Here is a 23,668-nt window from a genome sequence, read left to right on the forward strand (position 1 = left end):
CGACTCGGGACTATGTTTCACTGGCCGTACCTGGCAACCCTAGGCTCTGTACGAAATGTATCTGCACTCGCCCATACTGCGTTGAAACGGGGCTCGGAATGCTCATGTAATCCAGTACACTCCGCTTCCTCCCCCCGTTTCGCCTTGTCTGGCCTTCGCGCAGACACATTTCGTACAGACCCTAGGTCCACAGGGGCAAACGGCATATTAAATGGAAAGCGTGAGTACCAGCGAGCCTATGTTTGATCGATACCTGAAGCAGTGGGGGCTGACCATCGATGGGGAGGCTTTCGTTTCACTCAATGGCAATCTATTGCCCGTTCGCCAAGGCGATACACCGGCGATGCTGAAAATCTCGCAGGCGCCGGAGGAGCAGGCCGGCAGCCAACTGATGGCCTGGTGGGCAGGCGAAGGTGCAGCCCCTGTGCTGGCCCATGCCGGCGAGGCATTGCTGATGAAGCGGGCGCAAGGTTCGGCGTCGCTTGCGCAGATGGTCGCAGATGGCAGGGATGACGAGGCCACGCGCATTCTCTGTGCCGTGGCAGCCCGCCTGCATGCGCCACGGTCGACGCCGAGGCCTGCGCTGGTGCCGCTGGAGCAATGGTTCGACGCATTGTGGAGCGCGGCGGCGACGTACGGTGGGGTGCTGGAGCACAGCGCAAAGGCGGCGAGGGCGCTTTTCGCAGCTCCCCAGGACGCTGCGGTGCTGCATGGCGACATCCATCACGGCAATGTGCTGGATTTCGGGCCGGCCGGTTGGCTCGCCATCGACCCCAAGGGGTTGTACGGCGAGCGGGGCTTCGATTTTGCCAATATCCTCTGCAACCCGGACGACGCCAGCGCGCAGGCACCGGGGCGCTTCCCACGGCGTATAGCGATCATTTCGCAGGCAGCCGGTATTGAGCGTCACAGGTTGTTGCAGTGGGTGCTGGCGTGGGCAGGGTTGTCGGCAACCTGGATGATCGAGGACGGCGCTGAGCCGGGGGGCAGGTTGGCGTTGGCGAGGCTGGCGGCTTCGGCGCTCGATGGCAGCGCTCGGGGTTCTGACTGAGGCATTGTATGTAAGGCGGCGATCAAGGGTGACGCCGGGATTGCGCTGATGTGCAGCTCGCACACGAAACCTTCCAACCCCTAGGCGTTGGCTACACGCATACTGGCCCCGCACGGGCACCCAGTGTATTGCCCTCCGTTGGGCAGATCGGTCTAAACCGTTTTTAAAAGAGTGGCGGTGGGTAATACGAGGCGTAAAGGATTATTGCTGGATGGTACGAAACCAAGCTTGCTGTGGTAGTAGCTGGCAGCGTCCATGTCCTTTGCATCGACGACAATGAACGCAACTCCCGAATGTCGGGCAACCACGCACACTCGCCGAAAGAAGTCTGCCATCAGGCGTTTGCCAAGGCCCTTTTTTTGTGCGGTTCGGTCGACTGCAAGACGACTCAAGAGAATCGCCGGGATCGGATACCGAGGCATCTTTTTCTGCTGATCCTCACTAAGCGAGTCGAGCGCCACTGACGCATTAGCTAGCGTGTAAAAGCCCAGCAAAGTGCTTTTCTCAACGTACATGAATGTGCGTGACACATTGCGCTTCTGGTCTTGACCGGCTTGTTGAGTGATATAGGCGTTGAGAGCGGGATGGATCTTACAATTGAACGCAGAGCGATCAATCGACTTGTCGAAGTCGACAGTAATGAAGTCCATTGATGCCCCTCAGCGCAGTGCGAGCAAGTTACGAAGCGTTTCGGTGGGCTCAGGGGGAATATCGAGCATCTGCTCGGCTGCCTCAGCGTCGAGAACCGTCATGCCTGAGCGATCAACACTAGTGACTTCCGCATGCGCAACGGAACGGACAGCCAGGGCAGCGACAAGCTTTTTCAGTTCTGACAGATCTCGTTCAACCTCGGAGAGGTGCGGCGCTCTTGCGGGGCGATTCCTGCCGTGAATCTTGACGTTAACCCAGGTACCGCCAGATAGGGTTTTCGTTGCGAGATCTTCAACGAGATCGTCAGCAGTAATGCGCAACGCTTCCAGTCTCCCGCCTTTCAGCAGGAGGTATTTTTTTCTGGTAGCGGCACGACGGGCAAGCCCGGCTTCAGATCTGTTCGTCACAACGATATTCTCCATATTTTCCGATCCTAGCACATTGCCCTTGACATTTTGGCCTGGTCGGACCGCTAGCAGGCATGAGGCCAGCCGTGTCCAAGGTATGGAAAGGATATCCGAAGGCCAGGCGAGGTCTTTGTACGAAAGTGCCTGCACGACGGTCATGCGGCGGTGAAAACAAGTTCGGAATTTTCATGCGCAATCAGCAAGGCCAGGCGCGACTCCTAACGCTTCTCGCCTGTTTTCTCCTTGCCTGATCAAACGTTCGCTTCTGGATGAGAAGTATCAGTCGATTGGAATGCACAATCCACCCCGTTCAAAACGCGCCCGGCACATAGACCACCTGATCCCGCCCCCCTTGCTTCGCGGCGTACAGCCCGCTGTCGGCGCGTCTCAGCGCGTCTTCGAGCGCTTCCCCCTCGGCAAACAGGGTGCACCCTGCGCTGAGGCTTACCCGCAGCGGGCCGCTGGCCAGCTGCACCGGCTGGGTGCCGATCAGCTGACGCACTCGTTGCGCGATCCTGTTCAGTTCCGCGCTGTCCTTGATCGGCAGCAAGGCAACGAATTCCTCGCCACCCTGGCGCACCAGCAGGTCATCGGGGCGAAGCGCGGCGCGCAGGCGGCGGGCGCACTCGCACAGCACCAGGTCGCCGGCCGCGTGGCCATGCTGGTCGTTGACGGCCTTGAAGTGGTCCAGGTCCGCATAAATCGCCCCCAACTGCAGGCCTCGCTCTTGGGCCAGGCGCCGCTCACGGTCATGGAAGGCGGCCAACGCCCCGCGGTTCCACAGCTGGGTCAAGGGGTCGAGCAGCGCTTTGCGCTGTTCGCGGTCCATCTCCAGGCGCAGGTCGCGATTGGTCTGGATCAGGCTGCGCAGTCGCAGATAGCCCTCCGCAAGTGTGGCCAGGTCCTTGAAATTCGCCTGCTGGATCTCGTTCAGCTGGCGCGGTCGAGGGTCGAACATGCACAACGTACCGATGGCCTTGCCGTTTCCGGCACGCAGCGGATGTCCGGCGTAAAAGCGGATATAGGGCGGATTCAGCACCAGAGGATTGTCGACGAATCGCGGGTCTTGCGTGGCATCCGGCACCAGCAAGGTGTCGTCATCGAGAATGGCGTACCCGCAGAAGGACATGTCGCGCGGGGTCTCGCTGGCGTCCAGCCCGATCCTGGCCTTGAACCACTGACGGTCTTGGTCGATCAGGCTGATCAGCACGGTGTCCACGTGCGCCAGGTCCTGGGTGAGCCGCACCAGGGTATCGAGGTAATGCTCGGCGGGCGTATCGACCAGGTTCATCTCGTCGAGGGCGCGTTGGCGCAGCGCTTCGTCGGTGGGGATCGGGCAAGCCGGCATCTTTGCTTCTCCATTCCATGGGCAGGGTCCGTGATGGGAACTACTTTAGACAAGCTTCACCACTGGCGAGTGACGCCTATCGGCTCGTCATCCGTATGGGCTGGCGCCTTGTGGCGGTTTGGCAATAGCTCATTGGCGCTATGGGGCTGGCTATGCGCGGGTTGCTATGCTGCTGTCGGTCTGGACACAGGGATTGGCCGGCGTCGAATGGCGCTGCCACTACACGGAGGTGCACATGCAGATCACATTGCCGCTGAGTGTCAGCGACTGGAAATACAAGACTGCCAGCGGGGGTGGGTTGACGGTGATGTTTGCCGCCGCCAACGGTGGCTTGCTGACCCTGACCGATCCCAACCAGGCCGAGCAGCAGTTTCGCTATGGCTCGCTCGGGGTCGGTGTTGGCGTAGGCGCACGCTTGCCGCGGGTAGGCAAGATCAACTTGCTGGTGGCGGGCAAGAGCGTGGGTGCGGTCGGCGCCAATGAAGACTTCCCGGCGGTCGGCACGGTGCTGGTGGCCGAATCGGTCGCGGCCCGGGGCCTGGTGCGCGACGACTTCAAGGGCGGGTGCGTGTTCCTCGAAGGCGGGCTGGGCCTGGTTGGCGGTGGCAGCGGCTCGGGCGTGCTGTTCGGCCTGGATCCCAAGCTATTGGTCCTGGGTACCGCCGCGATTGGTGGCGGCGGCGCGTTCCTGCCGCAGGAAACCTTGCCGCGCCTGCTGCGCTCGGCCAAGGGCGTGATCTTCTCCGCCGGGTTCAACATCGGCGTGCAGGCGGGCGGTGGCCTGGCGTTGACCATGGGTGGGCTGTTCTGATGGCCATGGCTTGTTGGCGATAGCGTCAGGCGCTCGTCGCACCCTGTGCCGCGAGGTTGCAATACTGCCCCTTGAAATACAGCAAAGGCTGCGAGGACGTGGTTTGCTGCAGGTTCAACGCCTTCACTTCACCGATGACGATCAGGTGATCGCCCGCGGCGTGTTCAGCGTGAATCTCGCAATCGATCCAGTGCAGGCTACCGGTAATGATCGGATTGCCCAGCGGTGACGGTTGCCATTGCACCTTGTGCCACTTGTCCGTGCCGCGCCGCGCGAACTGGTTGGAAATCTCGATCTGCTCACCCGCCAGGATGTTGACCGCGAAGCGGCCGGCCTGGCGAATCCTGGGGTAGCTGGCCGAACTGGCCATCACGCTGAATGACACCAGTGGCGGGTTCATCGACACGCTGTAGAACGACTGGCAAGTGAAGCCGATCGGCTCGTCATCGGTGTGCGATGTAATGACCGTGATACCGGAGGCGTAGTGCCCGAGCGCTTCGCGAAAGCTCGATGGCTCGATAGGGAGTGACATAGTAGGTCCTGGGTGTGGGTGCCGCTCGAAGGTGTGGGAAGGCCCGCATCTGTCCGGGCCTTCGCCTGTTACCTCCGACCTGGGCTCAGCGCTGGTTTGCCAGTTCCCTGCGAACAATCTCCGCGCCCGCACTCAACGCATTGAGCTTGCCTCTTGCTACCTGGCGCGGCAGGGGCGCCATCCCGCAGTTGGTGCAAGGGTAGAGCTTGTCGGCGTCGACGAACTGCAGGGCCTTGCGCAGGGTATTGGCAACTTCCTCGGGGGTTTCAATGGCGTGGTTGGCGACATCGATGGCGCCAACCATCACTTTCTTGCCACGGATAAGCTCGATCAGGTCCATCGGCACGTGGGAGTTGTGGCACTCCAGCGAGACGATATCGATGCTGGATTTCTGCAGCTTGGGGAAGGCTTCTTCGTATTGGCGCCATTCCGAGCCGAGGGTCTTTTTCCAGTCGGTGTTGGCCTTGATGCCGTAGCCGTAGCAAATGTGCACGGCGGTTTCGCACTTGAGCCCTTCGATGGCGCGCTCCAGGGTGGCCACGCCCCAGTCATTGACCTCGTCGAAGAACACGTTGAAGGCGGGTTCGTCGAACTGGATGATGTCGACACCCGCCGCTTCGAGTTCGCGGGCTTCCTGGTTGAGGATCTTGGCGAATTCCCAGGCCAGTTTTTCGCGGCTTTTGTAGTGGGCGTCATACAGTGTGTCGATCATCGTCATGGGGCCTGGCAGCGCCCACTTGATGGGTTGCGAGGTGTGTTGACGCAAGAACCTGGCGTCATCGACGAACACAGGCTTGCGGCGAGCAACAGCGCCTACGACCGTCGGCACGCTGGCATCGTAGCGATCGCGGATTCTGACAGTCTCGCGCTTCTCGAAATCGACACCGTCGAGGTGTTCGATAAAGGTCGTGACGAAATGCTGACGTGTCTGTTCGCCATCGCTGACGATATCGATGCCGGCGTGCTGTTGCTCTTGCAAGGACAAGCGCAGCGCGTCTTGCTTGCCCTCGACCAGTTCATCACCCTCCAACTTCCATGGCGACCAGAGCTTCTCGGGCTCGGCGAGCCAGGCGGGTTTGGGCAGGCTGCCGGCAGTGGAGGTGGGTAACAGCTTTTTCATACTGGAAAACCTTGTGTCTGGTTGAGTCAAAGCGCGCAACGGGCGGACCACTGCTCGAGGATCGCCTGGTAGGGCTTGATGAAATGCTCTTGCGCAAACTTCCCCTGTTCGACAGCCAGCCGGCTGCGCTCTTCGCGGTCGTAAACGATGCGCGTCAACGAGTAGTCCTGGTGGTGCAAGCTGGGCTGGTAGGTTTTGCCGGCGGCGGAGTTCGCGTTGTAGATTTCAGGCCGGTAGATTTTCTGGAAGGTGTCCATCGTGCTGATGGTGCTGATCAGTTCCAGGTTGGTGTAGTCGCCCAGCAAATCGCCGGCAAAATAGAACGCCAGCGGCGCGGCACTGTTGGGCGGCATGAAGTAGCGCACCTTCAAACCCATCTTCTTGAAGTACTCATCGGTCAGCGAGTATTCAGCCTGCAGGTATTCAACGCCCAGGACCGGGTGCTGGTTTTCCGTGCGGTGATAAACCTTGCTGCTCGAGACGCTCAGGCAGATGACGGGGGGCTTGCTGAAATGCTCCTTGTAGGCGCTCGAACTCACGAAGCACTTGAACAGTTTTCCGTGCAGGTCTCCGAAATCATCGGGTGTGCTGAAGGTTTGCCGATCCTTGTTGTGCCCCTGCAGCAGCACGCTGAAATCGTAATCGCGCACGTACGAGGAAAAATTATTCCCGACCATGCCGTCGATACGCTCGTTGGTTTGTCGATCGACCACCGTCGTTTTCAATATTTCAATCAAGGGCAGGGCAGGGGCAGTGCCCGAGAAGCCGATATCCATTTCCACTGAAATGATGTCGAGCTCGACCGTGTAGCGGTCGCCTTTGGGGTTATCCCAGTGCGCCAAGGCATTGAAGCGGTTGTCGATCATCCTCAAGGTATTGCGCAGATTCTCCTGGCGGCTCTTGCCCCTGGCCAGGTTGGCAAAGTTGGTGGTGGTGCGGGTCTTGTCCGAAGGCTGGTAGTGCTCATCGAAACAAATACGCTTGAGGGTGAATGCAAACTCGTTATTCATGGTGGTCGTGTACCCTGATGTCTGAAGCGAGGCAAGAAAGGCCAGGGTTGAGATGCATGGCTGCCGCCAAGACGGACGCGCCATGCCAGGCTGCCTTTTTCGCTTACGCAAAATCGATGGGGGGATTGTCAAAGATCAGCTCGTCATGAGACAAACTCATTTTTTTTGCATACAAGTGTAGTTTTTCTCATGATCGATCTGAGGCACCTGCGCACCATCCATGCCTTGCGCGAAACCGACAGCCTGTACGAAGCCGCCGAGCGGCTGCACTTGACCCAGTCGGCGCTGTCGCACCAGTTCCGCGAGCTGGAGGACCGGATTGGCATGCCGCTGTTCGTGCGCAAGTCCAAGCCGGTGCGCTTTACCAGCGCCGGTCTCAAGCTGCTGGAACTGGCCGAGCAGGTGCTGCCGCAGATCCGCGCCACCGAGCGGGACCTGGGCAAGCTGGCGGGCGGTACGGCTGGGCGGCTGCATATCGCGATCGAGTGCCACAGCTGCTATCAATGGCTGATGCCGACGGTGGACGAATTTCGCGGTGCCTGGCCGGAGGTCGAGCTGGACCTGGCGTCGGGGTTTTCATTCGCGCCACTGCCAGCGTTGGAGCGGGGCGATCTGGACCTGGTGGTGACGTCCGACCCGATGAAACTGCCGGGGATCAGCTACGTGCCACTGTTCGGCTATGAGGCACTGCTGGCCATCGACAATCACCACGCCTTGTGCGCAAGGCCGTACCTCGAGCCCGCCGATATTGCCAGCCAGACGCTGATCACCTACCCGATCGAGCGCAACAGGCTGGACATCTTCACCCGCTTCCTTGACCCGGCCGACATCGAGCCGGCGCAAGTACGCACCTCGGAGCTGACGATCATGATGATGCAACTGGTGGCCAGCGGCCGCGGTGTGTGCTGCCTGCCGAACTGGGCCGTGCATGAATACAGCTCGCGCGGTTACGTGACCACCAAGCGACTGGGGGAGATGGGACTGCAGGCAAAACTGTATGCGGCGGTCCGCAGCGACATGCTCGAAGTGCCTTATGTAAGCGACTTCCTGCTCACGGCAAAGGATATGTCCTTCGCGACGCTGGAAGGCGTCAATGCTGTTTCCGGGATCGCCGTTTGATAGCCAGCCCCAGCTATCGCGGCGCATTTACCTGGCAATCGAGGCGCACGGATCAGCGGGGCATCATCGAGTCGGCAGGGATCGCGCGAAACACGCTGTATTTCCCCGAAAGCGCCGGTTACACATCCAGGCCACACACTTGCGCGCCCGCGGCCATAGTTCATGCCCAGGCTTCATCGGTGCGCGACAGCGCCGTTGGTCGACTGAGTCGCAGCGCAAGCTGGATTTGGCCAGAAAAATGTACGATGATTTTCGTAATCCCAGGGAGGGGTCATGCCAAAAGGCTTCAAGGCAGCCAAGAGCGCGGTGATTGCCGCGCTCGAATCCGGGAGGTACCTGCATGCAGCGCGGGGCGATATCGAGATAAAGAACCTGTTGGCCCTTGGCGCGGTCAGTGCGGGCGATGTCATCGAGGTCATCCGTGCTTGCAATGGCACTCACTACAGCTGCAGCCCACACCATGCCGTGCCAGCCATCGAAGTCCATGTGCTCAGGCGCTCCGGCTGGTACATCAAGTTCTATTTCATCGAGCCGCAGACGTGGTTCATCAGTGTTCACCAATGAGTAACCCAAGCATGAATATCCTGTTCGAGGGCGACACCGGCCAGGCCCTGTGCGAGCGTTGCCAGGCATTGGTCGCCATGCATTACACCCGGCGCGACGTGCCTTTCAGTGACGGCCTGGGCGTGGCGCGGGACATCCTGGTGGGCGTGTGCGATGGCTGCGATACGGTGGTGGCCATCCCGCCGCAGTCCACTCCGGCAATCCGCGAGGCGCGCAAGCAGCAGCTCAAGTCCATCGAGGCGCGGCTGCCGGCGGTGTATCTCGATGTGCTCGACGCGGCGATGCAAGCGGTCAGCAGCGAGGCGGGGGCACACCTGCGCAAGCTGTTCCTCGCCCATTATTTCCATTGGCTGGTGCAGGCCAGCCAGGGGGCGGGTCTGCAACCCGGCCACGAGGCCTTCGTCCAGGCACTCGATGCGCAGCGGCGTCAGAGGGGGTTGCAGGCGTCAGGGGCCACGCGGCGGCTGTCGATGAAGGTCAACCCGCACATGGCCGAGGATTTCCTGACGCTGCTGGGGCAAACCCGGATGAGTCAGACCGAGCTGCTCAAGGCGGTGATCGCAAGAATCCAGGTGGATGTGCTCGAGGCGCGTGATCCGCAGGTGATCGAGGCGCTGCAGCGGCTGACGCGAGTGGCGGGGTAGGTTGGAGCGGGCGCACCGTGCGGACATTGCTCCTCACATGTGATGCTTGCGCAGCTCGTGATCCAGGCGTAACGTGCATCACATGTGAGACAAGGATACCCCCTTCGATGGCAGGCAAGAAAAGCTCCACCGACTACATGCGTGACATGCGCGCCCGGCTCAAGGCCGCGGGCCTGGTCAAGCGTGAGCTGTGGATCCTGCCCGAGCACGCCGCCGCCCTGCGCGGCATCGAGAAGGCTTTACGTCAGCCCCACGCGGGCAAACAGGTCAGAACGGAGGATTTCATGACCGAGCACACCCACTGGACGATCGAAACGCTGCACGGCGCCCTGCAAGGCCTGGACGAGGTGCGTGACGAGTCGATCGGCCTGTCCTTGCAACAGGGCGCCGAGCCCAGCCTCAAGCTGGTGATGAACGAACTGGACGGTCTGCCGCTGTACATCGCCGTGGCCGGTGAGCAGATCCTGGTCGATACGCTGCTGGTGGAAGCCAGCCAGGTGAAAGACCGCGCTGCATTCAACGATGCGGTGCTGCGCACCCGCGACGTGTTCCCGCTGTCGTCGATCGGCCTGCACACACTGCCGTCGGGCGAGTCGGTGTACACCATGTTCGGCGCCCTGAGCGCGGCTTCGTCGCTGGACAACATCGTCCAGGAGATCCACACCCTGGCCGACAACGTCATCACCGCCGCCGAAGATTTTGAAGACTACTTCACCCACTGATTCCGGAGATTGCACCATGAGTTTGTTGAGAAAGATCGTCACCGCCCTGCGTGGCGGCGCTTCGGAAGTCGGTGAGGCGATCGTCGACTCCCAGGCCCTGCGCATCCTCGACCAGGAGATCCGCGACGCGGACAACAACCTGATCGATGCGCGCAACCAGTTGGTCAAGATCATGGCCAAGCACAAGACCGCGCAGCAGCGCATCACCGAGTTCGACAAGACCATCGGCGACTGGGAGCAGAAGGCCATTGCCGCGCTGGACAAGGGCGAGGAAGGCCTGGCTCACGAATGCGCGGCGCGCATCGCTGACCTGACCAACCAGCGTGACAGCGAGCAGGCGCTGGCCGACCAGTTCGGTGCCTCGGTGACGACCCTGACCGCCACCGTGAGCAAGACCGAGGCGCAGATCAAGGGCCTCAAGCAGCAGGTGGACCTGGTCAAGGCCCGCGAGAGCGTGCAGCGTGCCCAGGTCAGTGCGGCCTCGGCCACCGGCGGCGCCAATGGCAGCCTGGAAACAGCGGTCGGCTCGCTGGACCGCATCAAGAAGCGCCAGACCGAGCGTGCCGCCGAGCTGGAAGCGGCGGCGGAACTGGCAGGCAAGGCTGACGGCAGCGATCTGGAAGCACGCCTGAAGTCGGCCGGGATCGGCGCCAGCAACAGTGGTGCCGACGATGTGCTGGCACGCTTGAAGGCCAAGGCGGCCAAGCCGGCGGAGTGATTCGTTGACCGGGCCGGCCTATCGTGGGCCCGTGGGAGCGGGCTTGCCCCGCGATGGAGCCGGCCCGGCTGGCGCAAAACCCTGCTGCAGACCCGTTGGCGGGGCGCACGAAAAGCAGTATCGTGTCGCCCCCGCCAAAGGACTGCCGCGACCCAAGGGATTTTCAATGTCGCCTTCTCCCGACAGGCCCAGCCTGTTCGCTACAGCTCCGCGATTGGCTCCTGTTCCGTCCCCTTCTCACCCAGGAGATGCCCCGTGGGTTGGTTGAAACGCTTCATGGGCTTCGAAGCCCCCAGACCTGCCGCCGGCAGTCAGGCCCAAGGTAATCTGCCATTCGGCCTGGGCAGCGGGCGCATGCTCAAGCTCGATCGCTCGCTCAAACTGCTGCTCGACGGGCATTCCGAGCTGGAGGTCCCCGAGCAGGAAGTGGTCTGGGCGGTCGGTGAAGTCGACCTCGGCCAGTCGGTGCGCCTGGCGCGCTTCTATATGGAAGACGAGGACTACTGGCTGCAGGTGGTGATGAACGGCGCGTCCGCTGACGATGTCCGTGACATCATCCTGTTCGGTTATTACAGCGTGGTGCCGGTCACCAGCGACGCCGAACTCAAACGCCTGGTCGGCCCCGAGTCGAACATCGGCCTGCCGTACTACGAGCACGAAGGCTACGAGTTCGTTCGCCAGTGGGGCAGCGAAGAGGGACAGACCGAGCTCACGCCTATCAGCGAGTGGGTCACCAGCCCCGAGACCAGCTACCGCATCCAGCACCTGTCGATGCTGTATGCCCGCGAAACCGGCCTGACCGACCGCCGCGAATTCCTCCTGCTGTCGGTGGAGGAAGACGAGGAAGGCAATGTCAGCCTGACCACTTCGGTGGGTGTCACCCTGCAATCAACGGACTTCAACGTCATCTGACAAGGATTCACCATGCTCGACGCACTTCGCATGTCGCTCAACGCCCAGGCAGTGATCGGCTTCATTCTCTACATCAGCGTGGCGCTGGTGCTGTTCTGGCTGTTCCAGTTCATCTATACGCACCTTACCCCGCACCGCGAATTCGCCCTGATCCGCGACAACAACAGCGCTGCGGCCATCGCCCTGGGCGGTGCGCTGATCGGTTTCTCGCTGCCGGCCAGCAACATCATCGCCTACAGCGTCAGCCTGCTCGACTTTGTGGTCTGGGTGGTGATCGCCGCCGTGGTGCAACTGCTCGCCTTCGGGATCACCAGCCTGGTGCTCAAGGGCTTGGCCAGCCGCATCGCCAAGGGCGAGATGGCCGCCGCGATCTACGCCGCCGCCGTGGCGATCAGCGTGGGCTTCCTCAATTCGGCCTGCATGACCCCGTCGGTCTGAGCCGTTTGCGCGCAAGGAGCCATACATGAGACGCAGTTCCGTCAAGCTGGTGCTGGCCAGTTCCCTGCCGCTGGCGCTCACCGCGTGCAGCGCGCCCGAGGAGACCTACACGGTCAGCAAGCGCAGCAACTACACCACCGTCCAGGCCTGTGTCGATGACAAGATGCCGGTGGACGTGTGTTCCGACGCCTACATGCAGGCGTTGGCCGACCACCGCCGCATCGCCCCGACCTACGGCGACAAGGCCGCCTGCGAGGCCGACTTCGTGCCGGACTACTGCCAGGTTACCAGCGATAACCGCTACATGCCGCGCCTCGGCGGTTTCGAGCTGGCGGTGTCGGGTGAGGTGAGCCAGTCGCAGGTCGACGCAGCCCGCGCCCAGGTCGAGAACAGCGGCCAGGCCAGCAGCGGTGGCAGCAACTTCAACGGCCTGCTTACCGGCCTGCTGCTCGGCCAGGTGCTCAGTGGCGGCAATCGCCAGTACTACTCGCAGCCGGTCTACCAGTACCGTGATAGCAACGGTGGATACCGCAACACCACGCTCGGCCAGCAGATCGACCAGGGCAAGCGCTTCGAGCGCTCCGACCAGGCCCAGCAGAGCGGTGGCAGCTATTCCAGCTACTACTCCGGCAGCTCCAGTGGCCGCAGCTACAAGTCCAGCACCTCGACCCGCTCCAGCGTGTCCTCGTCGATCTCCCGTGGCGGCTTCGGCAGCCAGGCCACTGCGCGCAGCGGCTGGGGCGGCAAGAGCAGCGGCGGCTTCAGTTTCGGTGGTTGAGCATGCGCAAGGTCCACTGCGACGAACGCCCGGACTGGCGCGCCACCGCCGAGCGTGAGGGCTTCGCCTTCCACACCATCGACGGTGAGCGCTACTGGGACGAGCGCGGTTACTACCAGTTCAGTGAGGCCCAGGTCAGCCGTGACCTGGAGGCGCCCACCCAGGAGCTGCACGCGATGTGCCTGGACGCGGTGGCGCGCATCGTCGACAGCGAAGCGCTGATGACCCGCCTGGCGATCCCGCCGGCGTTCTTCGACCTGGTGCGTCGTTCGTGGAAGGAGGGGCATCCACACCTCTACGGGCGTTTCGACTTCAGTTACAACGGCACGGGCCCGGCCAAGCTGATCGAGGCCAACTACGACACGCCGACCTCGCTGTACGAAGCCGCGGCGTTCCAGCTGATCTGGCTTGAGCAGCAGATCGAGCGCGGCGTGCTGCCGACCCATGCCAGCCAGTTCAACACCCTGGCTGAAGACCTGGTGCGGGCTTTCGCCGCCTTCGAACGTGAAAGCCCGTTCTACTTCTCGGCCATCGGCGGTTCGATCGAGGACCGCGGCACCACGGATTTCCTGCGCAAGATGGCTGGGCACGTGGGTATCAGTACGCGGCATATCGACCTGGAGGATATCGGTCTGAACGACGAGGGGCGTTTCGTCGACCTCGAAGGCCGACCGATCCCGCGCCTGTTCAAGCTGCACGCCTGGGAGCATATCTTCCACGAGGACTTCGGCCAGGCCATCGCCGATTGCGATACCCAGTTCGTCGAGCCAGCGTGGAAGTCGCTGATCTCCAACAAGGGCATCCTGCCGTTGTTGTGGGAATGGCATGAGGGCCACCCGAACCTGTTGCCGGCCTTCCTCGACGAAGACCCCCGGCGGCCGGTGCCCAAGGGCTGGGTGCGCAAGCCGTACTTCTCCCGCGAGGGGGCCAACGTGGATATCCGCACCACCGATGACCAGCGGGTGTTCGAGGACGGGCCCTACGACGATGCACCCTATATCCTGCAAGGCTTTGCGCCTTTGCCGAAGTTCGGTGACAGCTACACCCTGATCGGCTCGTGGGTAGTCGGTGATCTGGCCTCGGGGATCGGCATTCGTGAAGACGACACCCTGATCACCAAGGACAGCTCGCGGTTCCTGCCGCATGTGGTCGTGGACTGAGTGTCAGGGCTGTCTATGCGGGGGCCGCTCCGCGCCCCATCGCCGGCAAGCCGGTTCCCACACTGAGCGCGTCAGCTATCCCTGTGGGAGCCGGCTTGCCGGCGATGGGGCGCGGAGCGGCCCCTTCAATGGTCGGTTTCAGGACGCGCCGGGTCGCCCGCGCACAACCTCTTCGCGCAATAGCTGCCATGCTCTGAGGATGCCCGTGGACCGCGCGCAGCAAGACGCATGGCCACAGGCAAGGAGGGTGCCTGGCCTGCCGCCACCGTGACGCGGCCGGCGCACCACAGCTGAACACCGCCGGACACTGGCCCGCGATCAGGGTCGGGCCGGGTTGCCGAGGTCTGCTGTATGCCTGATGAGTTGAACCACCTGCCGTTGATCCAGCGTGTCCTGGCCCGTGAAAAGGACACCCCCGGCGCCTTGTTGCCGATTCTCCACGCCATCCAGACCGGCGCCGGCTACATCCCTGACATCGCCGTCACCGAGATCGCCCATGCCCTCAACCTCAGCCAGGCCGAGGTGCGCGGGGTGCTCAGCTTCTACCACGATTTCCGTACCACGCCGCCGGCCCGCCATACCCTGCGCCTGTGCCGCGCCGAGTCCTGCCAGAGCCGTGGCGCCGAGGCGCTGGCCGCGCAATTGCGCGAGCAGCTCGGGCTGGATGACCACGGCCGCAGCGAAGACGGTGCGCTCGACCTGCGCCCGGTGTACTGCCTGGGTGCCTGTGCCTGCTCGCCGGCGTTGGAGCTCGATGGCCAGCTCCACGCCCGCGTTACCCCGGAGCGCCTGCGGGCGCTGGTGGCGAGCTGCCGAGAGGAGGTGAAGGCATGTTGAACCTGTGCATCTCCTGTGATTCGCTGGCCCGTGCGGTCGGTGCCGACCAAGTAGCCGATGCGGTGGCCCGCGAGGCGGGGCAGCGCAACCTGCCGATACGCATCAAGCGCACCAGCTCCCGTGGCCTGTATTGGCTGGAGCCGCTGGTGGAACTGGACACCGCGCAAGGCCGGCTGGGCTTCGGGCCGGTAGCGCCCGAGGATGTCCCCGGTTTGCTCGATGCCCTGGCGGGCGACCACGCCGGCCATGCGCTGGCGCTGGGGCCGGTCGAGGACATTCCCTACCTGAAAACCCAGCAGCGCCTGTTGTTCGCCCGCGCCGGCATCACCCGGCCGCTGTCGCTGGATGACTATCACGCCAACGGTGGCTTCGAGGGGCTGCGCCAGGCCACCCTGCTGGACGGCGACGAAGTGGTCGCGGCAGTGCTCGATTCGGGCCTGCGTGGCCGAGGTGGCGCGGCCTTCCCGGCGGGCATCAAGTGGCGCACCGTGCGCCAGGCGCCGGCCGGGCAGAAGTACGTGGTGTGCAACGCCGACGAGGGTGACTCCGGTACCTTCGCCGACCGCATGCTGATGGAGGGCGACCCGTTCCTGCTGATCGAGGGCATGATCATCGCCGGCCTCGCCGTGGGGGCGAGCAAGGGCTACATCTATGTGCGCTCGGAGTACCCCGATGCCGTGCGCGCGCTCAACGAGGCGATCATGCTGGCCCGCGAGGCCGGTTACCTGGATGTCGCCGGCAGCGGCGTGGCCTTCGACCTGGAGGTGCGGGTCGGCGCGGGAGCCTATATCTGTGGCGAGGAAACCGCGCTGCTCGAATCCCTGGAGGGCAAGCGCGGCATCGTCCGCGCAAAACCCCCGTTGCCGGCGCTGGAGGGCCTGTTCGGTCAACCGACGCTGGTGCACAACGTGCTCACCCTGGCCTCGGTACCGATCATCCTGGCCAAGGGCGCGGCCTATTACCGCGATTTCGGCATGGGCCGCTCGCTCGGCACCCTGCCGTTCCAGCTGGCCGGCAATATCCGCCATGGCGGGCTGGTGGAGCGCGCTTTCGGCCTGACCCTGCGCGAGTTGGTGGATGGCTACGGTGGCGGCACCGCCAGTGGCCGGCCGATCAAGGCAGCGCAGGTCGGCGGCCCGCTGGGTGCCTGGGTGCCGCCTGAACAGTTCGACACGCCGTTGGACTACGAGGCCTTCGCTGCCATTGGCGCGATGCTCGGCCATGGCGGCGTGGTACTGGCCGACGACACCCTGAACATGGCCGGCATGGCCCGCTTCGCCCTGCAGTTCTGCGCCGAAGAATCCTGCGGCAAGTGCACGCCGTGCCGGATCGGTTCGACCCGCGGCGTGGAAGTGGTCGACCGGCTGATCGCCAGCACCGACCCGGCCTACCGCGAAAGCCAGGCGGGGTTGCTGCGCGACCTGTGCGACACGATGCAGTACGGCTCGCTGTGCGCCATGGGCGGGATGACCCCGTACCCGGTGGCCAGCGCCCTCAAGCATTTCCCCGCCGATTTCGGTCTGGAGGCCGCGCAATGATCAATTACTTCGACCCCAGCAGCGACCTCGACCTGGGTACCCCGCAACGCCTCAGCGAGGTGCAGGTCAGCCTGGTCATCGACGGCCGTTCGATCAGCGTGCCCGCCGGCACCTCGGTGATGCGCGCCGCGGCCATGCTTGGCACCAGCATCCCCAAGCTGTGCGCCACCGACAGCCTCGAGGCCTTCGGCTCGTGCCGCATGTGCATGGTCGAGATCGACGGCATGCGCGGTTACCCGGCGTCCTGCACCACCCCGGTGGGCGAGGGCATGGTGGTGCGCACGCAGACGCCACGCCTGGCCGACCTGCGCCGCAACGTGATGGAACTGTATATCTCCGACCACCCGCTGGACTGCCTGACCTGTTCGGCCAACGGTAACTGCGAGCTGCAGACCGTCGCCGGCCAGGTCGGCCTGCGCGAGGTGCGCTATGGCTACGACGGCGCCAATCACCTGGGCGAAGGCAAGGACGTGTCCAACCCGTACTTTGACTACGAGCCGAGCAAGTGCATCGTCTGCAGCCGCTGCGTGCGCGCTTGCGAGGACATCCAGGGCACCTTCGCCCTGACCATCACCGGGCGTGGTTTCGAGTCGCGGGTGGCGGCGGCCGGCGGTGACGATTTCCTCAGCTCCGAATGCGTTTCCTGCGGCGCCTGCGTGCAGGCCTGCCCGACGGCGACCCTGAGCGAGAAAAGCCTGATCCAGCTCGGCCAGCCCGAGCGCGCGGTGATCACCACCTGTGCCTATTGCGGCGTGGGCTGCTCGTTCCGCGCCGAGATGAAGGGCGACCAACTGGTGCGCATGGTCCCGGACAAGAACGGCGGCGCCAACCACGGCCATGCCTGTGTCAAGGGACGCTTCGCCTGGGGCTATGCCACGCACCCGGACCGCATCACCAGGCCGATGATCCGCAAACGCCTGGAGGATCCGTGGCAAGAGGTCAGCTGGGATGAGGCAGTCACTTATGCCGCCAGCGAGTTGCGACGCATCCAGCTCAAGTACGGGCGTGATTCCATCGGTGGGATCACCTCCAGCCGCTGCACCAACGAAGAGGCGTACCTGGTGCAGAAAATGGTGCGCACGGCCTTCGGCAACAATAACGTCGACACGTGCGCGCGGGTTTGCCATTCACCTACCGGCTATGGCCTCAAGCAGACCCTGGGCGAGTCCGCCGGTACCCAGAGCTTCGACTCGGTGATGCAGGCCGACGTGGTGCTGGTGATCGGCGCCAACCCCACCGACGCCCACCCGGTGTTCGGCTCGCAGCTCAAGCGCCGCCTGCGCCAGGGCGCGCGGCTGATCGTCATCGACCCACGGCGCATCGATCTGGTCGATTCACCCCATGCCCGCGCCGAACTGCACCTGCAACTGCGTCCGGGTACCAACGTGGCCATGCTCAACGCCCTGGCTCATGTGATCGTCAGCGAGGGCCTGCTCGACCAGCGCTTCATCGATGCCCGCTGCGAAACCGAGGATTTTGCGCGCTGGCGCGATTTCGTCGCCCAGCCCGACAATGCCCCTGAAGTGCTCGGCCCGGTGTGCGGCGTGCCCGCCGAGCAGATCCGCGCCGCCGCCCGGCTGTACGCCACCGGCGGCAATGCTGCGATCTACTATGGCCTGGGCGTGACCGAGCACAGCCAGGGCAGCACTGCGGTGATGGGCATCGCCAACCTGGCCATGGCCACCGGCAACATCGGCCGCGAAGGGGTGGGGGTGAACCCGCTGCGCGGGCAGAACAACGTGCAGGGCTCGTGCGACATGGGTTCGTTCCCCCACGAGTTGCCCGGCTACCGGCACATCTCCAACGAAAGCGTGCGCGCCGAGTTCGAGCAGGCCTGGGGCGTGACCCTGCAGCCCGACCCGGGCCTGCGCATACCCAACATGTTCGAGGCCGCGCTGGATGGCAGCTTCAAGGCGCTGTACTGCCAGGGCGAGGATATCGCCCAGAGCGACCCCAATACCCAGCACGTCACCGCCGCGCTGTTGGCGATGGAGTGCGTGGTGGTACAGGACATTTTCCTCAACGAGACGGCCAAGTTCGCCCATGTGTTCCTGCCCGGCAGCTCGTTCCTCGAGAAGGACGGCACCTTCACCAATGCCGAGCGGCGTATCTCGCGGGTGCGCAAGGTCATGGAACCGCTGGCCGGCAAGGCCGACTGGGAGGCGACCCTGGCCTTGGCCGATGCCCTGGGCTATCACATGGACTACCAGCATCCATCGCAGATCATGGACGAGATCGCCCGCCTGACCCCGACGTTCCGCCGGGTCAGCTATGCCGAACTCGACCGCCACGGCAGCCTGCAGTGGCCATGTAACGACGCCGCTCCCGACGGCACGCCGACCATGCACATCGAGCAGTTCGTGCGCGGCAGGGGGCGCTTCATGCTCACCGGCTACGTGCCCACCGACGAGAAGGTCAACAGCCGCTACCCGCTGCTGCTGACCACCGGGCGCATCCTCAGCCAGTACAACGTCGGCGCGCAGACCCGGCGTACCAGCAATGTCGCCTGGCACGACGAGGACCGGCTGGAGATCCACCCCAGCGACGCCGAGAGCCGCGGCATCGCCGACGGCGATTGGGTGGGCGTGGGCAGCCGCTCCGGGCAGAGCGTGTTGCGCGCCAGGGTCAGCAGCCGGGTGGCGCCGGGGGTGGTGTACACAACGTTCCACTTCCCCGAGTCCGGGGCCAACGTGATCACCACCGACAACTCCGACTGGGCCACCAACTGCCCGGAATACAAGGTCACCGCAGTGGAGGTGGTGAAGGTGTTCCAGCCGTCGGAATGGCAGAAGCGCTATCAGAGTTTCAGTGACGAGCAGCGGCGCTTGCTCAAGGAGCGGCGTCAGTCGGAAAAGGCGAAGGTGCGCCCATGAGCAGCGACAACCTGGTCAAGATGGCCAACCAGATCGCCCATTACTTCGACAGTGAGCCGGATCATGCCAAGGCGGTGCAGGGGGTGAGGCAGCATCTGCAGAGCTTCTGGACGCCGGCCATGCGCCGGCAGTTACTGGAGTGGAACGAGGCCCACGCGGGGGAGGGGCTCGACCCCAAGGTACGGGAGGCACTGGCGTAGCACGCCTGCTCCCGCAGGATGGCGCATGGCTTGAGGCTGATGCGGTCGTTCTGGGAGCCGGCTTGCCGGCGATGCGCCGCGTCAGCGGTGCCCTGTGACCGCCGGCGGGCTCCCGCCCTGATCCAATCGCCAGCATTAGAATGTTGGCGCAGCGCATGGCCTGGATGAAATGTCCGTCATGTTCGCAGGGTTAACGAATAGCCGGTGCTACGCTCGCAAAAACACCCTGACGGAAGCCCACCATGGACATGAACTGGCACCAGGCCCTGCAAGCGAGCCTGAGCTGGCTGGCGATCGCCTCGTTGGTCACCTTTGGCTGCTTCATCGTCGCCGCCTTCCTGGCGGTGCGCTGCACCCGCTGGGGTGCTCAGTTCTGGCACCTGGCCGGACCTTATTTCAGTTGGCGCCGCAGCTGGCGACCGCTGCTGACCTTCGCCCTGCTGCTGGTGCTGACGTTGTTCGCGGTGCGCCTGAACGTGCTGTTCTCGTTCTGGTACAACGGTTTCTACAGTGCCTTGCAGGCCCTGGACCAGACGGCGTTCTGGTACATGCTCGGGGTGTTCGCGGTGCTGGCGACCATCCATGTACTGCGTTCGCTGTTCACCTTCTATGTGACCCAGGCGTTTAACATCCGCTGGCGGGTGTGGCTCACCGAGCGCCTGACCGCCGACTGGATGCACGGTGATGCCTACTACCGTGGGCAGTTTCTCGCAGAGCCCGTGGATAACCCCGACCAGCGTATCGAGCTGGACGTGAACAACTTTGTCACAGGTTCCGTTTCCCTGGCGTTGGGGGCGGTTGGCGCGGTGGTGTCGTTGGTGGCGTTCACCGGCATTCTCTGGGGCCTGTCGGCGCCACTGGCCGTGGCCGGCGTCGAAATCCCCCGGGCGATGGTGTTTGCTGTCTACATCTATGTGCTGATCGCCACCTGGATCGCCTTTCGCCTCGGCCAGCCGCTGATCCGCCTGAATTTCCTCAACGAAAAACTTACCGCCAACTTCCGCTACGCGCTCATGCGCTTGCGCGAGAACGCCGAGAACATCGCCTTCTACCAGGGCGCGCAGGTGGAGCGCGGCACCTTGCTTGGGCGTTTCTTCGCCTTGATCGGCAACGCCTGGGCCCTGGTATTCCGGAACCTCAAGTTCAGCGGGTTCAACCTGGGCGTCAGCCAAGTGGCGGTGGTGTTCCCGTTCATCCTCCAGGCGCCGCGCTTTTTCAGTGGAGCGATCAAGCTCGGCGACGTGATGCAGACCGCCCAGGCCTTCGGCCAGGTGCAGGATTCACTGTCGTTCTTCCGTGAGTCCTACGACACCTTCGCCCAGTATCGTGCCACCCTCGACCGTCTGACCGGGTTTCTCGATGCCAATCAGCAGGCCAGTGAGTTGCCACGGGTGACCACTGTGGACCAGGCGCATGCGCTGGGTATCCATGGCTTGCAGGTGCGTCGGCCCGACGGCTACGCGCTGATCACCGATCTCGACCTGAACCTGCACAGCGGCCAGGCGCTGCTGATCAAGGGACCATCGGGCAGCGGCAAGACCACCTTGCTGCGCGCCCTGGCGGGCCTGTGGCCGCATGCCGACGGTGAGGTCAGGCGGCCGTCGGGGACGCAGGCGCTGTTCCTCTCGCAACGTCCGTACCTGCCGTTGGGTGACCTGCGTACTGCCATCGCCTATCCGGCGCAGGGTGAGCCTGGGGACGATGCGCGCATGCAACAGGCCCTGCGCCAGGTCAACCTTGCCCACCTGGCCGAGCGACTGGACGAGCCGAGTGACTGGTCGCGCATCTTGTCGCTGGGCGAACAGCAGCGCCTGGCGTTTTCCCGGGTGCTGTTCAATCGGCCGCAGGTGGTGTTCCTCGACGAGTCCACCTCGGCGATGGACGAAGGGCTGGAGCATGCGTTGTATTCGCTGCTGCGTGAGCAGTTGCCGGCGACGTTGCTGGTCAGCGTCGGGCACCGCAGCACCCTGGCGGCGTTCCATTCCCATCGCCTGGAGGTGGACGGGCAGGGGGGCTGGTCGCTCCTGGAGCAACAGCCGGCCGTGCCAGCATAGGGCGTAGGGGAACATAGCACGGCATTGCTTGCGATCCGCTATAATCGCGGTGTGTTCACCCAGCAAGGTGTGTAAAGGTGAAAGGGATCAGCCTGGAAACCAAGAAGGCTTATTGCGCCAAGACGCGTCGTTCCAACTACCTGGCCAGCCTGAGGCTAGAGGGGTTCAGCGTGTCTCGGGACGCGGCCGAGCGTGAACTCCCGACCCGGGAGGAACTGCTGCATAAATACCGCAAGCAGCGTTGACGTTGGATAAGTACGGGGTAGGGCAGGATGCTTATTGCTATGCCGGCACCTCGGTCTTGCGCAATCGGCTTGATGTTCATGATGACGATGAGCTGTGTAGAGCCGAGCGTGACTTCTCCGAGTTGGCCGCGAGCGAGATTGAATTCAGTCTTCCACCCTACGATCTTGCCTACTTGAAGCAGATTCACCGTTCGCTCTTTCGTGATGTCTATGATTGGGCGGGCGAACTGCGTGTTCTCGATATTTCTAAAGGTCAGACCCGTTTTTGCAATCTGAGTCGGATCAAACCCGAAGCCGACAAGATTTTCGCCTTGATGGCTGAGAGGCAGTTTTTCGAGGGGCATGATCGTGACGCCTTGGTAAAGGCAGTCGCTGAGAGCTTTGGGGATCTGAATATGGTCCACCCCTTCCGAGAGGGCAACGGGCGTGCACAGCGCATCCTGTTCGAGCATTTACTGCTCAACGCGGGTTTCCAGATCGACTGGTGGCAGGTTGAACCCGATGCCTGGATCGAGGCCAACATTGCCGCAATTGTGTGTGATTACTCGGCGCTGGAACGCATATTTGACCGGTGCCTGGGTTTGTCGATGATCAAGTGAAGCCCGGCCGATTTGCGCAAGCTGACGCGAATTTCCGTAGGAGCGGGCTTGCCCCGCGATGGCGCCAGTCCAGGCAATGAGATTGGTCCTGCCAGTTTTAGCGTCGGGTAAACCATAGCCCGGCCAGCGTGATCAGAGCGAACCCGCCCCCCACCATGAACGTCGCCCGGTACCCCACCCAGTCCCACAAACCACCGGCCAGCACACTGGCTACCAGCAACGCCACCCCGGTCACCAGGTAGAACACGCCGAACGCAGTCCCGCGCAGCGCCTCGGGCGCGCTGTCGGCGATCAGGGCGCTGAACACGCCCTGGGTAAAGCCCATGTGCAATCCCCACAGGGTAACTCCCAGCACCAGGCCGGGTAGGCCCGGCAACCAGGCCAGCAGCAGATCGGCCATTACCAGCAGGGCCAGGCCGGTCATCAACACACCCTGTCTCCCGATCCGGTCGGAGAGTGCGCCGGCGGGGTAGGCCGACAGTGCATATGCCAGCGACATCAGCACCAGCACGGCTGGCGCCCACAGCGCCGCAAGGCCCAGCGCCTGACCGCGCAGCAACAGAAAGGCCTCGCTGAAGCGCGCCAGGGTGAACAGCGTGGCCAACATGACCAGGCGCCAGTAACGGTTGCCCAACCGGGCCAGCTCACGCAATGCCAGGGGAGCGGCGCGCGCACTTGTCGCTGCGGGGTTGTCGGGTTCGCGAACGAAGGCAATCAACACATAGAGCGCCATAAATGCGGGGACTACCGCCACCCAGAACACCGTCTGGAAGTGGCTCGCGGTCAACCACATCAACAGGATCGCGAGCAATGGCCCGAAAAAGGCCCCGACTGTATCCAGCGCCTGGCGCAGGCCGAATGCTGCACCGCGCAGTTCGGCGGGCGTGACATCGGCAATCAGCGCATCCCTCGGCGCGCCGCGGATGCCCTTGCCGACACGGTCGAGAAAACGCGCCGCGGTCAGCCATTCCAGCCCTGGGGCCAACGGGAACACCGGCTTGGTAACGGCAGCCATGCCGTAGCCGATCACCGTCAGCAGCTTGCGCTTGCCCAGGCGGTCGCTGAGGGCCCCGGAGAACACCTTGGTGAACGCCGCCGTTGCCTCGGCGATACCCTCGATCAGGCCGACGGCCAGCACTGAGGTGCCGAGCACGCTGACCATGTACAGCGGGAGGAGGGCGTGGATCATCTCCGAAGAGACATCCATCAGTAGCGAGACAAAACCCAGGGCCCAGACGCTGCGGGGGATCAGCGCGAGGCTGTGGCGACGGCGCGAGTGCGGAACACTGTTCATGGGTGATCTCGGCGTTGCTCCGATTTCACTCTAGACAATAGCG

25 protein-coding genes are annotated in these 23,668 nt (G+C 63.5%); 18 read left to right on the top strand and 7 right to left on the bottom strand.

The window, feature by feature from the left end; genetic code table 11:
• Positions 1 to 238: 238 nt before the first annotated feature.
• The gene (locus tag ACZ9C1_RS01560; protein ID WP_476254550.1) at positions 239 to 1,051 is read left to right on the top strand and encodes an aminoglycoside phosphotransferase family protein; all 813 of its coding nucleotides are present in this window, start codon (positions 239 to 241) and stop codon (positions 1,049 to 1,051) included.
• A gap of 152 nt (positions 1,052 to 1,203) precedes the next feature.
• Here the strand turns inward: ACZ9C1_RS01560 and ACZ9C1_RS01565 are convergent, their stop codons facing one another.
• The 3 genes from ACZ9C1_RS01565 to ACZ9C1_RS01575 all read right to left on the bottom strand — a co-directional run bounded on the left by ACZ9C1_RS01565 (position 1,204) and on the right by ACZ9C1_RS01575 (position 3,457).
• Complete coding sequence (locus ACZ9C1_RS01565; RefSeq protein ID WP_476253455.1) at positions 1,204 to 1,701, bottom strand: GNAT family N-acetyltransferase; 498 nt, start codon at positions 1,699 to 1,701, stop codon at positions 1,204 to 1,206.
• 9 nt (positions 1,702 to 1,710) lie between these two features.
• Positions 1,711 to 2,124 (bottom strand): hypothetical protein, encoded by a 414-nt coding sequence (locus ACZ9C1_RS01570; protein ID WP_457377913.1) that lies wholly within the window; start codon positions 2,122 to 2,124, stop codon positions 1,711 to 1,713.
• Between the two features lie 295 nt (positions 2,125 to 2,419).
• Positions 2,420 to 3,457 (bottom strand): sensor domain-containing diguanylate cyclase, encoded by a 1,038-nt coding sequence (locus tag ACZ9C1_RS01575; protein ID WP_457377912.1) that lies wholly within the window; start codon positions 3,455 to 3,457, stop codon positions 2,420 to 2,422.
• 235 nt (positions 3,458 to 3,692) lie between these two features.
• On the opposite strand from ACZ9C1_RS01575, the gene ACZ9C1_RS01580 reads away from it, so the two are divergent.
• Positions 3,693 to 4,268, top strand: a complete 576-nt coding sequence (locus ACZ9C1_RS01580) for a hypothetical protein (RefSeq protein WP_111533013.1) — start codon at positions 3,693 to 3,695, stop codon at positions 4,266 to 4,268.
• A gap of 25 nt (positions 4,269 to 4,293) precedes the next feature.
• On the opposite strand, the gene ACZ9C1_RS01585 is transcribed toward ACZ9C1_RS01580, so the two are convergent.
• The 3 genes from ACZ9C1_RS01585 to ACZ9C1_RS01595 all read right to left on the bottom strand — a co-directional run bounded on the left by ACZ9C1_RS01585 (position 4,294) and on the right by ACZ9C1_RS01595 (position 6,930).
• Positions 4,294 to 4,800 (bottom strand): flavin reductase family protein, encoded by a 507-nt coding sequence (locus ACZ9C1_RS01585; protein WP_111533003.1) that lies wholly within the window; start codon positions 4,798 to 4,800, stop codon positions 4,294 to 4,296.
• 85 nt (positions 4,801 to 4,885) lie between these two features.
• Complete coding sequence (locus tag ACZ9C1_RS01590) at positions 4,886 to 5,920, bottom strand: methionine synthase (RefSeq protein ID WP_110698689.1); 1,035 nt, start codon at positions 5,918 to 5,920, stop codon at positions 4,886 to 4,888.
• Positions 5,921 to 5,946: 26 nt separating this feature from the next.
• Positions 5,947 to 6,930, bottom strand: coding sequence for a DUF1852 domain-containing protein (locus tag ACZ9C1_RS01595; protein ID WP_139673174.1), 984 nt, complete (start codon positions 6,928 to 6,930; stop codon positions 5,947 to 5,949).
• Positions 6,931 to 7,119: 189 nt separating this feature from the next.
• Between ACZ9C1_RS01595 and ACZ9C1_RS01600 the strand changes: the two genes are divergently transcribed.
• From ACZ9C1_RS01600 to ACZ9C1_RS01675, 16 genes are all read left to right on the top strand, one after another.
• Complete coding sequence (locus ACZ9C1_RS01600; RefSeq protein ID WP_476253456.1) at positions 7,120 to 8,049, top strand: LysR family transcriptional regulator; 930 nt, start codon at positions 7,120 to 7,122, stop codon at positions 8,047 to 8,049.
• 273 nt (positions 8,050 to 8,322) lie between these two features.
• Positions 8,323 to 8,613 carry a hypothetical protein gene (locus ACZ9C1_RS01605; protein ID WP_476253457.1) on the top strand — a complete coding sequence of 97 codons (291 nt, stop codon included), beginning with the start codon at positions 8,323 to 8,325 and terminating at the stop codon, positions 8,611 to 8,613.
• 11 nt (positions 8,614 to 8,624) lie between these two features.
• Entirely contained in the window at positions 8,625 to 9,257 is a 633-nt protein-coding gene (locus ACZ9C1_RS01610) for a hypothetical protein (RefSeq protein WP_277503352.1), read from the top strand.
• A 107-nt stretch (positions 9,258 to 9,364) separates the two neighbouring features.
• Complete coding sequence (locus ACZ9C1_RS01615; RefSeq protein ID WP_110698679.1) at positions 9,365 to 9,979, top strand: YjfI family protein; 615 nt, start codon at positions 9,365 to 9,367, stop codon at positions 9,977 to 9,979.
• 16 nt (positions 9,980 to 9,995) lie between these two features.
• The gene (locus tag ACZ9C1_RS01620) at positions 9,996 to 10,697 is read left to right on the top strand and encodes a PspA/IM30 family protein (RefSeq protein WP_046856319.1); all 702 of its coding nucleotides are present in this window, start codon (positions 9,996 to 9,998) and stop codon (positions 10,695 to 10,697) included.
• 255 nt (positions 10,698 to 10,952) lie between these two features.
• Positions 10,953 to 11,609 (top strand): DUF2491 family protein, encoded by a 657-nt coding sequence (locus tag ACZ9C1_RS01625; RefSeq protein ID WP_476253458.1) that lies wholly within the window; start codon positions 10,953 to 10,955, stop codon positions 11,607 to 11,609.
• A gap of 12 nt (positions 11,610 to 11,621) precedes the next feature.
• Positions 11,622 to 12,047, top strand: a complete 426-nt coding sequence (locus ACZ9C1_RS01630; RefSeq protein ID WP_023631082.1) for a DUF350 domain-containing protein — start codon at positions 11,622 to 11,624, stop codon at positions 12,045 to 12,047.
• 25 nt (positions 12,048 to 12,072) lie between these two features.
• Positions 12,073 to 12,825, top strand: coding sequence for a DUF1190 domain-containing protein (locus ACZ9C1_RS01635; protein ID WP_139672193.1), 753 nt, complete (start codon positions 12,073 to 12,075; stop codon positions 12,823 to 12,825).
• A gap of 2 nt (positions 12,826 to 12,827) precedes the next feature.
• Positions 12,828 to 13,985: a glutathionylspermidine synthase family protein gene (locus ACZ9C1_RS01640; RefSeq protein WP_457377907.1), complete on the top strand. Its 1,158-nt coding sequence runs from the start codon at positions 12,828 to 12,830 to the stop codon at positions 13,983 to 13,985.
• A gap of 351 nt (positions 13,986 to 14,336) precedes the next feature.
• The gene (locus ACZ9C1_RS01645; RefSeq protein ID WP_198753882.1) at positions 14,337 to 14,822 is read left to right on the top strand and encodes a formate dehydrogenase subunit gamma; all 486 of its coding nucleotides are present in this window, start codon (positions 14,337 to 14,339) and stop codon (positions 14,820 to 14,822) included.
• Positions 14,816 to 16,360: a formate dehydrogenase beta subunit gene (locus ACZ9C1_RS01650; protein WP_476253459.1), complete on the top strand. Its 1,545-nt coding sequence runs from the start codon at positions 14,816 to 14,818 to the stop codon at positions 16,358 to 16,360. The genes ACZ9C1_RS01645 and ACZ9C1_RS01650 overlap by 7 nt, the downstream gene beginning before the upstream one ends.
• Positions 16,357 to 19,233: a formate dehydrogenase subunit alpha gene (gene fdhF, locus ACZ9C1_RS01655; protein ID WP_277503357.1), complete on the top strand. Its 2,877-nt coding sequence runs from the start codon at positions 16,357 to 16,359 to the stop codon at positions 19,231 to 19,233. Before ACZ9C1_RS01650 ends, fdhF begins: the two co-directional genes overlap by 4 nt.
• A complete protein-coding gene (locus ACZ9C1_RS01660) occupies positions 19,230 to 19,433 on the top strand; it encodes a formate dehydrogenase subunit delta (protein WP_110698669.1) in 204 nt (67 codons plus the stop codon). The genes fdhF and ACZ9C1_RS01660 overlap by 4 nt, the downstream gene beginning before the upstream one ends.
• Positions 19,434 to 19,675: 242 nt before the next feature.
• Entirely contained in the window at positions 19,676 to 21,487 is a 1,812-nt protein-coding gene (locus ACZ9C1_RS01665) for an ABC transporter ATP-binding protein/permease (protein WP_476253460.1), read from the top strand.
• A gap of 77 nt (positions 21,488 to 21,564) precedes the next feature.
• A complete protein-coding gene (locus ACZ9C1_RS01670) occupies positions 21,565 to 21,732 on the top strand; it encodes a YhfG family protein (protein WP_102684523.1) in 168 nt (55 codons plus the stop codon).
• A 2-nt stretch (positions 21,733 to 21,734) separates the two neighbouring features.
• Positions 21,735 to 22,331, top strand: a complete 597-nt coding sequence (locus ACZ9C1_RS01675; RefSeq protein WP_102684524.1) for a putative adenosine monophosphate-protein transferase Fic — start codon at positions 21,735 to 21,737, stop codon at positions 22,329 to 22,331.
• A gap of 97 nt (positions 22,332 to 22,428) precedes the next feature.
• Here ACZ9C1_RS01675 and ACZ9C1_RS01680 read toward each other — a convergent pair whose 3' ends face one another.
• On the bottom strand, positions 22,429 to 23,625 hold the full coding sequence (locus tag ACZ9C1_RS01680; protein WP_277503359.1) for an MFS transporter: 1,197 nt from the start codon (positions 23,623 to 23,625) through the stop codon (positions 22,429 to 22,431).
• Between the last annotated feature and the right edge of the window lie 43 nt (positions 23,626 to 23,668).

The organism is Pseudomonas sp. TE21435 (assembly GCF_056279265.1).